This is a genomic window from Vibrio sp. YT-15 (genome assembly GCF_033337445.1).
Lineage (GTDB): Bacteria > Pseudomonadota > Gammaproteobacteria > Enterobacterales > Vibrionaceae > Vibrio > Vibrio alginolyticus.
In genome coordinates this window covers 1-14,200 of the sequence record NZ_JAWOQR010000023.1, presented here as the reverse complement: position 1 = coordinate 14,200, position 14,200 = coordinate 1, and the positions used below count along the sequence as shown (strand labels likewise).

The window sequence follows — 14,200 nt, the reverse complement described above, 5'->3', positions numbered from 1 at the left end:
AGAGACATTAATGACTGCTATTACAATCAGTGATCAAGAGTATCGTGACTTTAGCCGTTTTCTAGAATCGCAATGTGGCATCGTGTTAGGTGATAGCAAGCAATACCTCGTGCGTAGCCGACTGAGTCCTTTAGTGACGAAGTTTAAGCTCGCATCGTTATCAGATTTGCTACGTGATGTTGTTACAGGGCGTAATCGAGAATTACGAGTCGCCGCTGTGGATGCGATGACGACTAACGAAACCTTGTGGTTTCGAGATACTTATCCGTTCACGGTTTTAGCTGACAAATTATTGCCAGAAGTAGCGGCAAGCAAGCGCCCAATTAAGATCTGGTCTGCTGCCAGTTCATCGGGCCAAGAACCGTATTCTATTGCAATGACGATCCTGGAAACGCAACAGCGCAAGCCGGGCTTGTTACCAAACGTGTCCATTACAGCCACAGATATTTCGGCAAGTATGCTCGAGATGTGTCGTGCAGGGGTGTACGACAACTTGGCTTTGGGTCGCGGGCTTTCACCAGAACGTCGTCGCACCTTCTTTGAAAATGCGGACGGTGGTCGCATGAAAGTCAAAGATAACGTCAAGCGTTTGGTGAACTTTCGTCCACAAAACCTGATGGACAGTTACGCACTGATGGGTAAGTTCGACATCATTTTCTGTCGTAACGTATTGATTTACTTTTCTCCAGAAATGAAATCTAAAGTGCTTAACCAAATGGCGAGCAGTTTAAACCCTGGTGGTTACTTGCTGTTAGGGGCATCAGAGTCGCTAACTGGTCTGACTGATAAATTTGAAATGGTGCGCTGTAATCCGGGCATCATTTACAAGCTTAAATAGCGGTATCTCTTCATTGATAGAAAAGCCTGACTTCGTGTCAGGCTTTTTTGTTTGTTACCTTTCTGCGCCGAGCGCTTCATGTATCACTCAATTAGTTGAAGCGCGTTTTTGCCTTGTGCCCTCAACACGGTGTATCTTTATTAAGTGAGCAAAGTGATACGACATGACATTCCAGTTACTTTGGCTCACTTATTGCTATTTCAATTCACGATAACCACTAGGTTGGTGTAATGCTTTAGGTTTTGGCATGCTAATTGCTTTTTGGTTATCAATCACGGTCAGTTCTTAATTGTAGAGGCAAACATGGCTATATCTTTTGACAATGCACTAGGCATCCACCAGCACACGGTGGGCGTACGTGAGCGCAATGCAGAGGTGATTTCCACCAATATCGCACAAGCAAACACGCCTGGTTACAAAGCAAGAGGTTTAGACTTTGCGAAGGAATTGCAAGCGGCAACATCTGGGGCAAGCATTGGTCTTAGTCGCACAGATGGTCGGCATATTCCTGCCACTACGACGTTGGTTGGGGACAAGTTATATCGTCTTCCTACGCAACCAGATACGGGAGATGGCAACACGGTAGACTTGGATTTAGAGCGTAACTTGTTTATGCAAAACCAAATCAGACACCAAGCATCACTCGACTTTCTAGGCAGCAAATTCAAGAACTTAACCAAAGCAATCAAAGGGGAATAATTTAGATGAGCTTATTTAACGTTTTCAATGTGACAGGTTCCGCAATGAGCGCTGAATCCGTTCGTCTGAATACTACCTCAAGCAACTTGGCGAACGCCGACAGTGTCAGCAGCTCTGCGAAAGACACTTACAAAGCGCGTCATGCAGTGTTTGGTGCAGAGTTAAGTAACGCCATGCGTGGCGGTGATACGGTGCCAGTGAAAGTGATGGGTATTGTAGAAAGTGATAAACCGCTGAGTGCGGAGTACAACCCATACCATCCCCTTGCAAACGAAGAAGGCTACATCTACAAGCCTAACGTCAATGTAATGGAAGAAATGGCAAACATGATTTCAGCTTCTCGCGCATATCAGACTAATGTACAAGTCGCTGATTCTAGTAAACAAATGCTGCTGCGTACGCTGCAGATGGGTCAATAAGGATAAGGGGGTAGCGTATGGCCGGAATTAACAACGTTGGTCAAAGCGGCTTGTCCTATATCGACCAGCTTAAAAGTCTACAAGAGAGTAACAAGAAAGCGGAAGAGAGCACGGGTAAGCAGGACCTAAAACAGGAAGACTTCTTATCATTGCTCACGAAGCAACTGTCTCAGCAAGACCCTTTTAAGCCGGTAAGTAATGACCAGATGATTGCGCAAATGGCTTCATTTGCGACCGTTGATGGCATTGGCAAGATGAACACTCAGTTTGAGAGTTTGAATTCGTCAATGACATCAAATCAAGCGTTACAAGCTTCCTCTTTGGTAGGGCGTGACGTATTGGTCCCAGGAGCAGCAGGTGTGAAGCAGGACGACGCACCAATGGCGGCAATGGTTAAGCTTTCACAATCTATCGATAATCTGTTTGTTCGTGTAGAGGATGAAGCTGGCCAACTGGTTCGTACCTTTGAGGTAGGGGCGAAACCAGCCGGCGACACGCGTGTGCTTTGGGACGGTAAAGATGAAAGCGGAAATCCACTGCCAGCTGGCAAATACAAAGTGAAAGCGTCTGGCTTAGTTGAAGGGGAGTCGCAAGAGTTCCCAGTATCGACGTATGCCAACGTAAACAGCGTATTGCTTGGCAAAGGTGACGGAAACGTATTACTCAATCTGGCTGGTTTTGAATCGCCAGTTCGACTTGCAGAAGTATTGGAAGTCGGCAAAGCGTAGTCATAGCTCGCTAGATTAGGAGATTTTGGAATGTCATATGTATCTTTAAGCGGTTTGTCCGCCGCCCAACTGGATTTGAACACCACCAGTAACAACATTGCTAACGCCAACACGTACGGCTTTAAAGAGTCCCGTGCTGAGTTTGCTGATGTCTACTCTAACTCTTTATTTACTAACGCAAAAACCACACCGGGTGGTGGTGCGCAAGCAAGCCAAGTGGCACAGCAGTTCCATGAAGGCTCTAGCATTTACACCAACAACCCAATGGATTTGCGTGTTTCGGGGACAGGTTTTTTCGCTGTAGCGAAAGAGCGTCTAACTCCACAACAGAATGAACTGACACGTAATGGTGCATTTCACTTAAATAAAGAAAACTACATGGTGACCGCGAACGACGAGTTCTTATTAGGTTACCAAGTGGACCCAAGCTCTGGTGAGGTTTCTTCATACGAGCCACAACCCATCAATATTCCTGCTGAATTTGGTAAGCCAAAACAAACAGCAAACATTGAAGTGGGTGTGAACTTGCCAGCGAACGGCGATTTGAAAGATCCAACGCAGTTTGATTTTTCAGACCCAGATACATACAACCGTTCAACCTCTTCGACAATTTATGACTCGATGGGTCAGTCTTACAAGCTAACGACGTATTACTTGAAAGATCAGACTCAGCCAAATACATGGAACACTTACTACACCGTGACAGATAAAGAAGGTGAAAAGCCTTTAAATGTTGCGGCTGGTGATGCGCAAACGCCAACAGGTCATGTGGGGCATACCATGAAGTTCAACAACGATGGTACGTTGGCGAGCTTGAACAATGGTCAGCCAATCACTTCTGTGGCTCTGGGCGATCCAGCGACGAACACGACACCAGTCGATATGAATGGTGCCGATCCTGCGCAGACGCTTAACTTCGGCTTAGGCTCAGCAACACAGTTTGCGGCTCCGTTCGAACTGACTAAGTTTGACGAAGACGGTGCAACAACGGGCTTCCTAACCAAAGTTGACTTCGATGAAAACGGCAGCGTATTGGGGACTTACTCAAACGGTGAAAACGTTACATTGGGTCGTGTTGCTCTCGTACGTGTTCCAAACGAGCAAGGTCTGGATAAGAAAGGCGGCACTCAATGGGATTCAACGCAGTTCTCTGGTGACAAGATCTGGGGTGAATCAAATAAAGGCTCTTTCGGCACCATCAATAACGGTATGCTGGAACAGTCAAACATTGATATGACGCAGGAGTTGGTGGACCTGATCTCTGCTCAGCGTAACTTCCAAGCAAACTCACGTTCGCTCGAAGTACACAACCAACTACAACAGAATATCTTACAGATCCGCTAGAGCACTAGCTGGGTCATTCGATACTCTGCTTGAGTAAGCAATGGCGTGTGGTTGCTTCTTAGTAATTACCGCTTTGTTCACTTTCATCATGACATTCATCTGATGCTTAGCCTGAATACACCTCACTCAGGCTAAGCATGCTTTGATCTACGATTTGCCGCTGTTGCCGCCGTATGGATCAAAACCTTGCCTCTCGTTACAGTTTTCTGCCTCTATTGACCTCTTTTAATAGTTTGTTATTAATTCAAAGTATTGATTAGTAAGTCTATTTTTATTTTGGCATAACTATTGCTTTTACTCCGTGTACAGAGAGATTTTTTGGAGTAATTTATGGATCGCGCACTGTTTCTCGCAATGAGTGGCGCCAAGCAAAATATGCAGGCACTACAATTGCGTGCTAATAACTTGGCTAACGTAAGCACGACCGGATTTCGGGCTGATTTAGCACAGGCTCGCTCAATGCAGGCTTATGGTGAAGGCCATCCTTCACGTGTGTTCAGCATGACAGAGCGTCCAGGGCATAACTTTGCTCAAGGTAGCGTGATTACAACAGGGCGTGATCTGGATGTGACGATTGAAGGCAGCGGCTGGATATCGGTACTCGATCACACAGGGAAAGAAGGGTTGACCCGTAACGGCAACCTAAAAGTCGATCAAAATGGCATGCTTACCAACGCAAGTGGTCATTTGGTGCTGGGTGAAAACGATGCGCCGATTACTTTGCCTATTCCTCTCTCCAAAATTGAAATCGGTCGGGATGGCACCATCTCTGTACTTCCTCAAGGTGCCCCGGCAGAAGAATTCCAAGCGGTTGATCGCATTAAGCTCGTTAAGCCTAATGACCAAAGCTTGTTTAAAGACACCAATGGCTTATTTCGCCATAAAACTCCAAACCAACCTTACGAAGCAGACGCGACTGTTAGTCTCCAGACGGGAGCGATAGAAGGCAGTAACGTGAATGCCGTAGGTGAAATGACCGCATTGATTGACTTACAACGTCAGTTTGAAATGCAAGTCAAGATGATGAGCACAGCTGAAGAAATGGATAAATCTTCAGATTCACTGCTTCGTATGAGTTAACAGAGTTAGAGGTTCACTATGCATCCAGCACTATGGGTAAGTAAAACAGGTCTAGACGCCCAACAAACCAACATTGCCACGATTTCGAACAACTTGGCGAACGCCTCTACTGTCGGCTACAAAAAGAGCCGTGCAGTATTCGAAGATTTGTTCTATCAGAACATCAACCAGCCTGGCGGCCAGTCATCTCAGAACACGGAACTGCCAAGTGGCTTGATGTTAGGTGCGGGTTCTAAAGTGGTTGCGACGCAAAAAGTGCACACGCACGGCAATGCACAGACAACGACCAACGCACTGGACATGATGGTGGAAGGCGACGGTTTTTTCCAAGTGACATTGCCGGACGGCAACATCGGTTATACCCGTAACGGTCAGTTCACGCTCAATGGTGAAGGCACGTTAGTCACGTCGGGTTCTGGCTACCCTGTAGAGCCTGAAATTGTGATTCCAGAAGATGCGATTTCTATTACTGTCGGTACGGATGGTGAAGTGTCGGTTCGCGTCCGAGGTCAGCAAGACAACCAAGTCGTTGGTCAGCTAACCATTACAGATTTTGTTAACCCGGGTGGCCTAGAGCCAATTGGTCAGAACCTTTACTTACCAACGGGTGCCAGTGGCGATCCACAAGAGGGTGTTCCTGGTTTGGACGGTTTGGGTGAAATTCGTCAATCCATGCTGGAAGCGTCCAACGTGAATGTAACGGAAGAGTTGGTCAACATGATCGAAGCCCAGCGCGTTTACGAAATGAACTCAAAAGTGATCTCGTCAGTCGATAAAATGATGAGCTTCGTTAACCAGCAATTGTAACGATTAAGAGCAAGATTTGAGGAGCTCACGATGAAACGTATTTGCCTACTCGCTTTGATTGCTACGATGTCGGGCTGTGCCATGTTGGAACCGATTGAAACGGATGAAGTGACACAAGCAACCACTGTGGTCGACGCAGTAGAAGGCGATAAATCGAAAGAAGAGAGCAGCGGTATTGTAGATACTTTACGTGGTAGAAGCGATCCGGTTGCTGGCGATCCTGCTTGGGCTCCAATTCATCCGAAAAACAAACCTGAGCATTATGCTGCTGCAACAGGTTCGTTGTTTAGCGCCGAGCACATTACCGATCTATACGACGATTCTAAACCACGTGGTATTGGCGACATTATTACCGTAACACTGGATGAGACAACCAGTGCGACGAAAAGCGCAAATGCCGATTTATCGAAAACCAATGAAGCGCAAATGGACCCGCTTCAAGTGGGCGGAGAAGAGCTGCAAATTGGCGGAAAATATAATTTCTCTTATGACTTAAACAACTCCAACTCATTTGCAGGTGACTCTTCTGCAAAGCAGAGCAACAGCATCAGTGGTTACATCACTGTTGAGGTGATTGAAGTACTGGCAAACGGCAACCTCGTGATCCGCGGTGAGAAGTGGATGACGCTAAATACAGGTGATGAGTACATACGTTTAAGTGGCACTATTCGTCCGGATGATATTAATTTCGACAACACCATTGCATCAAATCGCGTTTCTAACGCAAGAATTCAGTACTCTGGCACTGGTTTGCAACAAGATATGCAAGAGCCAGGCTTCTTGGCACGATTCTTTAATGTAGCGCTATAACACGCCGTTCTGACGGCAATTTGACTACAAGAGATAAGTAAGCATGAAAAAACTCCTTTTAGTACTGATGAGCGTTGCTCTGTTTTCTACCGTAGCCCAAGCCGCACGTATCAAAGACGTCGCGCAAGTGGCAGGTGTACGAAGCAACCAACTCGTGGGTTATGGTTTGGTTTCAGGCTTACCTGGTACGGGTGAAGCGAACCCGTTTACAGAGCAAAGTTTCGCCGCCATGCTGCAAAACTTCGGCATTCAGATGCCGCCGGGCACAAAGCCAAAAATTAAAAACGTTGCCGCAGTCATGGTTACGGCAGAGTTGCCGCCTTTCTCTAAATCGGGTCAGCAAGTGGACGTGACTGTCTCTTCCATCGGAAGTGCTAAAAGTTTGCGTGGTGGCACCTTGCTGCAAACGTTCCTCAAAGGTCTCGACGGTCAAGTTTACGCGGTTGCTCAAGGTAACTTAGTAGTGAGCGGCTTCAGTGCTGAAGGCGCTGACGGTTCTAAAATCGTAGGTAACAATCCAACCGTTGGTCTTATCTCTAGTGGTGCGACAGTAGAGCGAGAAATTCCAAACCCATTTGGTCGTGGTGATTACATCACGTTCAACTTGCTTGAGTCAGACTTCACAACGGCTCAACGTATGGCGGATGCTGTAAACAACTTCCTTGGCCCACAAATTGCGAGCGCTGTTGACGCGACATCAGTGCGCGTGCGTGCTCCTCGTGACGTCAGCCAGCGTGTTGCGTTCTTATCGGCAATCGAAAACCTAGAGTTCGACCCAGCAGATGGTGCAGCCAAAATCATCGTTAACTCACGAACGGGCACCATCGTAGTTGGTAAGCATGTACGTCTTAAACCTGCAGCAGTAACGCATGGCGGCATGACGGTTGCGATCAAAGAAAACCTGAATGTTAGCCAACCTAACGGCTTTTCTGGTGGGCAAACCGTTGTCGTACCAGACTCGGATATCGAAGTCAGCGAAGAACAAGGCAAAATGTTTAAGTTCGAACCAGGCTTAACGTTGGATGATTTGGTCCGTGCCGTGAACCAAGTCGGAGCTGCGCCTTCGGACTTGATGGCAATTCTACAAGCATTGAAACAAGCTGGTGCCATTGAAGGCCAGTTGATCATCATTTAATGGTTAGGAGGTAGGTATAATGAACAATCCTAACGACATTGGTTTTATCCATGACATCAGTTCTCTGGATACTCTGCGTCAAAAAGCAGTGAAAGAGGGAAAAGATGGCGAGCAAGAAGCATTGCATGCGGCTGCTCGTCAGTTCGAATCGATCTTCACCTCGATGATGTTGAAATCCATGCGTGAAGCCAATGAGGGCTTTGAGTCCAACATGATGAACAGCCAAAACGAGAAGTTCTACCGACAAATGTTGGATGAACAGATGGCGAGTGAATTGAGTTCGTCTGGTTCAATGGGACTGGCCGATATGATTGTTAAGCAATTAACGGCTGGGCAAGGGAACGACAAAAAAGAAACGGCTATGCGTGATGCGGCAAACAATGCTGCGGAATATCGTCGTGTTGACCCGAAAAAAGCGCGCGAGATTGAACAGCGCTTGATTGAGTCTGGTCAGCTATCTCGACCAAGCAATGAACCCACTCGATTCGATTCACCAGAATCCTTTGTTAACTCGATGAAGCCATACGCGGAGAAAGCTGCGAAAGCCTTAGGTGTCGAGCCATCTTTGCTACTTGCGCAAGCCGCTTTGGAAACGGGGTGGGGACAAAAGGTCGTGAAGAACGCTCGTGGCAGCAGCAACAACTTATTTAACATCAAAGCAGATCGAAGCTGGCAGGGTGACAAAGTGACGACTCAAACTCTAGAGTTCCACGATAACACGCCAGTGAAAGAGACGGCAGCGTTTCGCTCCTACTCAAGTTACGAAGACAGCTTTAATGATTTTGTACGATTTTTGAATGACAACCCACGTTACGAGACAGCATTGCAGAAACGCGGGAATTCAGAGTTGTTTATTCGCGGTATCCACAGTGCGGGTTACGCGACCGATCCGAACTACGCAGATAAAGTCCTGCAGGTGAAGGATAAAATCGAAAGTATGTAATGTCTCTGCGACAATTTATGACGTTCTCGAAGGCTTGCCATAGTGCAAGCCTTCACTTTATCTGAACATCTACGCCTTTCTATCACTTGGCACATCTTTTGCTTTTAACGTGTCTAGGTGATCGGTTTTGCCGATTTATATTTCGTTTTCGGGGGCATGTATGGCGTCAGATCTTCTGAATGTAGGTACTCAAAGTGTGCTTACTGCTCAGAGACAATTAAACACCACTGGTCATAACATTTCTAATGTTAATACAGAGGGTTATAGCCGTCAGTCTGTTATCCAAGGCACGAATGATCCGCGCATGTTTGGTGGTTCTACCTACGGCATGGGTGTGCATGTGGAAAATGTTCGCCGCTCGTGGGATCAGTTTGCCGTGAATGAACTGAACCTGTCGTCGACCAACAATGCCAACAAAACGGATACCCAAGACAATCTTGATATGCTCTCTAGCATGTTGAGCTCCGTGGCATCGAAGAAAATTCCCGAGAACCTGAATGAGTGGTTCGATGCGGTAAAAACCATGGCAGATACCCCGAACGATTTAGGGGCACGAAAAGTGGTATTGGAAAAGGCGAAAATCTTCTCTGATACATTAAATGATTTCCACGAAACCGTTCGACTGCAATCTGATGTCACCAATAAAAAATTGGATATGGGCATTGAGCGCGTTAACCAACTTGCGTTGGAAATTCGCGATATTCATCGGCTGATGATGCGCACCCCCGGCCCACATAATGACCTGATGGATCAGCATGAAAAGCTGGTTACTGAGCTGTCAGAGTACACCAAAGTTACCGTAACCCCACGCAAAAATGCGGAAGGGTTTAATGTTCATATCGGCAATGGACACACACTTGTTTCTGGCACGGAAGCAAGCCAGCTCAAAATGATCGATGGCTATCCGGATGTTCATCAAAGACGATTAGCAATGGTGGAAGGGAATGGCATTAAAGCGATCAAGTCTGATGATATGGATGGAAAAATCGGCGCTTTACTTGAAATGCGCGACAAACACATCCCACAACTGCAAGATGAAATGGGCCGTTTAGCAACGGGCTTCTCCTACAAAATTAATCAGCTGCAATCTCAAGGTCTGGATCTCAACGGTAAGATAGGTAAAGACGTATTTACCGATGTGAACTCTGAGCTGGTGGCAAAATCTCGAGTTTTTGCTGCGCCTGACTCTCAAGCTGATGTTGCGGTTTACATCGAGGATATTTCCGCGATCAAAGGTGGTGAATATTCGCTGCGTTATGATGGCGACCAATACAGCGTGACAACACCGAAAGGTGAGCAAATGTCGTTGAACATCGACCGTTCGGATTCGTCGTTTGTTCTGGATGGTATGAAAGTGCAAATTGGTGAAGGCCTTGCCGCCGGTGAGCGCGTATTGCTACGCCCAACGAGAAGTGGTGCAGCCATCATAAAGATGGAAACCAATGACGCAAAAGCTATTGCCGCACAAAGTTATGAAGCCTCAACCACTTTTGCCCAAGGTAACGCCAAGTTTAAAATTCGTGAGGCGGGGGATGTTAAAGAGTTTGAGGTTACCGTACAACCAGCCGACGAGAAGCATGATAAGCCGTGGTTAAAGATCACGGATAACAAGGGTAATTTACTATCGGACAAATACTCATACCCGTTAGATAAAGATAACCCGATGATTGAAATATCAGTGCCGAAAAGCCATCCGCTGTATAAAAACGGCGATGCAACCGTGTTTGAGTTGAGCGAAGGCGCACTGATGAATGATAAATTCACCGCAAACTTGGTGCCTTCTGAAGGTGGTAACGGCAACTTGAGAAAAATGCAGAAGATCCAAACAGACAAGATGATGGATGGAAAATCCAGTACCTTGATCGATGTTTATCATAACCTCAATACCGAAGTTGGACTGAAGTCTTCTACAGCAAACCGTTTAGCCTCCGTCGCTCGTTTAGAGCATGAAGCGGCGCAAGAGCGCGTTGCTTCTATTTCTGGTGTTAACCTCGATGAAGAAGCGGCCAACATGATGAAGTTTCAACAAGCGTACATGGCTTCATCACGTGTGATGCAAGCGGCGAATGATACCTTCAATACCATTTTACAACTGAGGTAAGGAGAAGAGATAAGTGCTAACCCGAATTTCTAGTTTCCATAACTATCAGTCCGTACAAAATGATCTGCGTCGTCAAGAGAATAAGGTTCACCACAACCAAGAGCAACTTGCTTCAGGGAAAAAGTTACTGAAACCTAGTGACGACCCCCTCGCTGCGCATTACATCCAAAACATTAGTCAGCAACAAGAACAGCTACAACAATATCTTAGCTCGATAGTGTTGGTGCGTAATCGTTTAGAAAACCACGAAGTTAATATCGCCAATGCGGAGAATTTTGCCGACGAGTCGAAGCGCTTAACGATGGAGATGATTAACGGTGCCTTTTCTGCTGAAGACCGACAAGCAAAGAAGCGTGAGTTAGAAGAGATTGCGAACAACTTCCTTAACTTAGTGAACTCGCAAGATGAATCTGGTAACTACGTGTTTGCGGGCACTAAGCCAAAAAGTCAACCATTCTATCGCGATAAAGACGGTAGTGTTCAGTACGCTGGAGACGATTATCAGCGCAAAATGAAAGTCTCTAGCATGCTCGAGATGCCAATGAACGATCCTGGCAGCAAGCTGTTTATGGAGATACCAAACCCATTTGGCGACTATCAGCCGAATTACGATCTACAAAACGGCTCTGAGCTGTTGCTAAACAAAGCCACTAACGTTGACGCGAAGGATGATGCCGCGTATCGCGTGACATTTGTCGATATGAATAACGGCAAATTTGGTTACCAATTAGAGCGTAACGGCAAAGTAGTGGATGCCGATGAGTTTTCTCCAGAGAAAGGGATTGAATACAAAGGCCTGAAAGTGCACGTAAAAGGCCAAATTACGCCTGGTGACAGCATTGAGATCGAAAAGCGGGCAGAGTTCAGCATTTTCGATACCTTCAAGGATGCAATGGCATGGTCAGACAAATCGGTTTCGGATACGTCGGCGACTGCTAAATTGCACCAAATGACAGAAGAATTCCACGCTGCTTTTATCCATTTGAATAAAGCGCGTACAGATGCCGGTGCTCGATTGAATACGCTGGATATCCAAGAGCAAAATCATGAAGACTTTAATTTGTCTCTGGCAAAAGCGAAGAGCAACTTTGAGGACTTGGATTACTCTAAAGCCGTGATCGAGTTCAGTGAAAACTCGCGAGCGTTACAGGCATCGCAACAAGCATTCGGTAAGACCAAAGATCTAACGTTGTTTAACTACATCTAGTATGACACTCATACACATTGTCTGATTTTGATGCCTTATGTGCAAAGCCTTAAGCGCGATAAGTCGGCGTAACCTGAGAGTCTGAGATGTCATGCGGCACGATTTTACCCAAAGCGGCAATGATGCGGGAGGCAAGTCGGGCGGCAACAGGGCAGCGTTCAATACCCTTGGGCTAAGATGAGTCTGACAAACCTGAAATAGCTTAATGATAAAGCTAACTTATTGTTTATCTGATTCTTTTAAAATTAGTTAAATAATTTACGCAAGTTGGCACACAAATTGTATTGAAAATATCAGAACAGATTTAGAGATTCTAAACCCTGCGTTTAAGGCAGATTTAGCAAGTAACTTTTACGGTCAGTGCTTATCCAAATGAGAGTAAAGCTGGCCGCTTCGCAAAAGCTTGCGAACTCAACAGGAGAGCAAAATGGCTGTAACAGTTAGTACTAACGTCTCCGCGATGACCGCGCAGCGTTACCTAAACAAAGCGACTGATGAATTAAACACGTCGATGGAGCGCTTATCTTCAGGACATAAGATTAACAGTGCAAAAGATGATGCGGCAGGTCTACAGATCTCTAACCGCTTAACTGCACAGTCTCGTGGCCTAGATGTCGCAATGCGTAACGCGAACGATGGTATCTCGATTGCACAAACCGCTGAAGGTGCGATGAATGAGGCAACCTCTGTCATGCAACGAATGCGTGACCTTGCGATTCAATCATCGAACGGTACTAACTCTCCGGCTGAGCGTCAGGCGATCAACGAAGAGTCAATGGCATTGATTGACGAGCTAAACCGTATTGCAGAAACCACTTCATTTGGTGGTCGTCGTCTATTGAACGGCTCATTCGGTGAAGCGGCATTCCAGATTGGTGCGAGCTCAGGTGAAGCCATGATCATGGGACTCACCAGCATTCGTGCGGACGATACTCGCATGGGCGGTGTGACCTTCTTATCTGAGAACGGTAAAGATAAAAACTGGAGCGTTGACCCAGCTAAATCTGACTTGAAGATCACGCTACCAGGTATGGGTGAAGACGAAGACGGCAATGTTGATGATCTAGAAATCAACATTAATGCCAAAGCGGGCGACGACATCGAAGAGCTTGCCACTTACATTAATGGTCAGTCTGATATGATTAATGCGTCTGTAAGTGAAGATGGCAAGTTGCAAGTTTTTGTCGCGCATCCAAACGTTCAGGGTGAGATTTCTATTTCTGGTGGATTAGCATCTGAGCTTGGCCTGAGTGATGAACCTATCAGAACGTCAGTACAAGATATTGATATGACCACGGTACAAGGTTCTCAAAACGCGATTTCTGTGCTGGATTCGGCACTGAAATACGTAGACTCGCAACGTGCAGACTTAGGTGCGAAGCAAAACCGTTTGAGTCACAGCATCAACAACTTGGCGAATATCCAAGAAAACGTTGACGCATCGAACAGCCGAATTAAAGATACAGATTTTGCGAAAGAAACCACGCAAATGACCAAAGCACAAATTTTGCAACAAGCAGGTACATCGATTCTTGCTCAAGCGAAACAGTTGCCAAACTCTGCAATGTCACTATTGCAGTAGTTTACTTAGCCTGTACTCAATACATTCAGACGTGGATGGGAATGCAGGCTTTTGGCAAGCAACTTTACAATAGAATGAGCGGCTCTCTCATCTCTCACCTGCCAATCATTTTCAATGTAAAGTTGCACTCGGTATGCCGGAAATGTGTTCATTTCTCTTGATCTCCACATAGGCTCTGGCGACCAACCTAGCCCCAGTTCTCTCAAAGGAAAAGGGGCTTTTTCTTTTCTAATTTTCACGTCTATCGTCTGCGAACTTACCTTTAATTGTTTCCTTTTGCTGGTTTTCTATACAATTTAGCCCTCTCGGCTCGATTTGTGGAAACTTGAGCACTTTTTCTTACTTTTCTTCAATTTTATTAGCTAAATCTCGCAATGTTATTTTTTTAAACTTTTTTCTAAAGCTTCTGAATTTGGTGTCGTTAATAGAGGTAACTTTGAGAGAACTACTTGGTTTTCCGAGACGTCGGAAACCGCTACACCGGAAAATCAATTGGAGAAATCACCA

Annotated in this window: 13 protein-coding genes; all 13 read left to right on the top strand. The window is 46.1% G+C overall.

What is annotated here, in order from left to right; all coding sequences use genetic code 11:
* Positions 1 to 10: 10 nt before the first annotated feature.
* The 13 genes from R7D93_RS23605 (at position 11) to R7D93_RS23545 (ending at position 13,693) form a co-directional block, all read left to right on the top strand.
* Positions 11 to 838: a CheR family methyltransferase gene (locus R7D93_RS23605; protein WP_005382024.1), complete on the top strand. Its 828-nt coding sequence runs from the start codon at positions 11 to 13 to the stop codon at positions 836 to 838.
* Between the two features lie 303 nt (positions 839 to 1,141).
* Positions 1,142 to 1,537: a flagellar basal body rod protein FlgB gene (gene flgB / locus R7D93_RS23600; RefSeq protein WP_005382026.1), complete on the top strand. Its 396-nt coding sequence runs from the start codon at positions 1,142 to 1,144 to the stop codon at positions 1,535 to 1,537.
* 5 nt (positions 1,538 to 1,542) lie between these two features.
* Positions 1,543 to 1,956 (top strand): flagellar basal body rod protein FlgC, encoded by a 414-nt coding sequence (gene flgC, locus R7D93_RS23595; RefSeq protein WP_225497174.1) that lies wholly within the window; start codon positions 1,543 to 1,545, stop codon positions 1,954 to 1,956.
* A 17-nt stretch (positions 1,957 to 1,973) separates the two neighbouring features.
* On the top strand, positions 1,974 to 2,684 hold the full coding sequence (gene flgD / locus R7D93_RS23590) for a flagellar hook assembly protein FlgD (protein WP_005382029.1): 711 nt from the start codon (positions 1,974 to 1,976) through the stop codon (positions 2,682 to 2,684).
* Between the two features lie 30 nt (positions 2,685 to 2,714).
* Complete coding sequence (flgE, locus tag R7D93_RS23585) at positions 2,715 to 4,028, top strand: flagellar hook protein FlgE (RefSeq protein WP_005382030.1); 1,314 nt, start codon at positions 2,715 to 2,717, stop codon at positions 4,026 to 4,028.
* 330 nt (positions 4,029 to 4,358) lie between these two features.
* Positions 4,359 to 5,108, top strand: a complete 750-nt coding sequence (flgF, locus tag R7D93_RS23580) for a flagellar basal-body rod protein FlgF (RefSeq protein WP_005382031.1) — start codon at positions 4,359 to 4,361, stop codon at positions 5,106 to 5,108.
* Between the two features lie 18 nt (positions 5,109 to 5,126).
* A complete protein-coding gene (gene flgG / locus R7D93_RS23575; RefSeq protein ID WP_005382032.1) occupies positions 5,127 to 5,915 on the top strand; it encodes a flagellar basal-body rod protein FlgG in 789 nt (262 codons plus the stop codon).
* Positions 5,916 to 5,945: 30 nt separating this feature from the next.
* The gene (gene flgH / locus R7D93_RS23570) at positions 5,946 to 6,725 is read left to right on the top strand and encodes a flagellar basal body L-ring protein FlgH (protein WP_005382033.1); all 780 of its coding nucleotides are present in this window, start codon (positions 5,946 to 5,948) and stop codon (positions 6,723 to 6,725) included.
* A gap of 43 nt (positions 6,726 to 6,768) precedes the next feature.
* Positions 6,769 to 7,860: a flagellar basal body P-ring protein FlgI gene (locus R7D93_RS23565; protein WP_225497172.1), complete on the top strand. Its 1,092-nt coding sequence runs from the start codon at positions 6,769 to 6,771 to the stop codon at positions 7,858 to 7,860.
* 16 nt (positions 7,861 to 7,876) lie between these two features.
* Complete coding sequence (flgJ, locus tag R7D93_RS23560) at positions 7,877 to 8,803, top strand: flagellar assembly peptidoglycan hydrolase FlgJ (RefSeq protein WP_042522768.1); 927 nt, start codon at positions 7,877 to 7,879, stop codon at positions 8,801 to 8,803.
* Between the two features lie 160 nt (positions 8,804 to 8,963).
* Positions 8,964 to 10,904 carry a flagellar hook-associated protein FlgK gene (gene flgK / locus R7D93_RS23555; protein WP_065274248.1) on the top strand — a complete coding sequence of 647 codons (1,941 nt, stop codon included), beginning with the start codon at positions 8,964 to 8,966 and terminating at the stop codon, positions 10,902 to 10,904.
* A 13-nt stretch (positions 10,905 to 10,917) separates the two neighbouring features.
* Positions 10,918 to 12,111, top strand: coding sequence for a flagellar hook-associated protein FlgL (gene flgL / locus R7D93_RS23550; RefSeq protein WP_225497170.1), 1,194 nt, complete (start codon positions 10,918 to 10,920; stop codon positions 12,109 to 12,111).
* A gap of 427 nt (positions 12,112 to 12,538) precedes the next feature.
* Positions 12,539 to 13,693: a flagellin gene (locus tag R7D93_RS23545; RefSeq protein ID WP_005382038.1), complete on the top strand. Its 1,155-nt coding sequence runs from the start codon at positions 12,539 to 12,541 to the stop codon at positions 13,691 to 13,693.
* Positions 13,694 to 14,200 lie beyond the last annotated feature (507 nt).

Bases quoted from the DNA above. Each gene is read 5' to 3' on its own strand.
- R7D93_RS23605 (WP_005382024.1), top strand. From the start codon at position 11: ATGACTGCTATTACAATCAGTGATCAAGAGTATCGTGACTTTAGCCGT.
- flgB (WP_005382026.1), top strand. From the start codon at position 1,142: ATGGCTATATCTTTTGACAATGCACTAGGCATCCACCAGCACACGGTG.
- flgC (WP_225497174.1), top strand. From the start codon at position 1,543: ATGAGCTTATTTAACGTTTTCAATGTGACAGGTTCCGCAATGAGCGCT.
- flgD (WP_005382029.1), top strand. From the start codon at position 1,974: ATGGCCGGAATTAACAACGTTGGTCAAAGCGGCTTGTCCTATATCGAC.
- flgE (WP_005382030.1), top strand. From the start codon at position 2,715: ATGTCATATGTATCTTTAAGCGGTTTGTCCGCCGCCCAACTGGATTTG.
- flgF (WP_005382031.1), top strand. From the start codon at position 4,359: ATGGATCGCGCACTGTTTCTCGCAATGAGTGGCGCCAAGCAAAATATG.
- flgG (WP_005382032.1), top strand. From the start codon at position 5,127: ATGCATCCAGCACTATGGGTAAGTAAAACAGGTCTAGACGCCCAACAA.
- flgH (WP_005382033.1), top strand. From the start codon at position 5,946: ATGAAACGTATTTGCCTACTCGCTTTGATTGCTACGATGTCGGGCTGT.
- R7D93_RS23565 (WP_225497172.1), top strand. From the start codon at position 6,769: ATGAAAAAACTCCTTTTAGTACTGATGAGCGTTGCTCTGTTTTCTACC.
- flgK (WP_065274248.1), top strand. From the start codon at position 8,964: ATGGCGTCAGATCTTCTGAATGTAGGTACTCAAAGTGTGCTTACTGCT.
- R7D93_RS23545 (WP_005382038.1), top strand. From the start codon at position 12,539: ATGGCTGTAACAGTTAGTACTAACGTCTCCGCGATGACCGCGCAGCGT.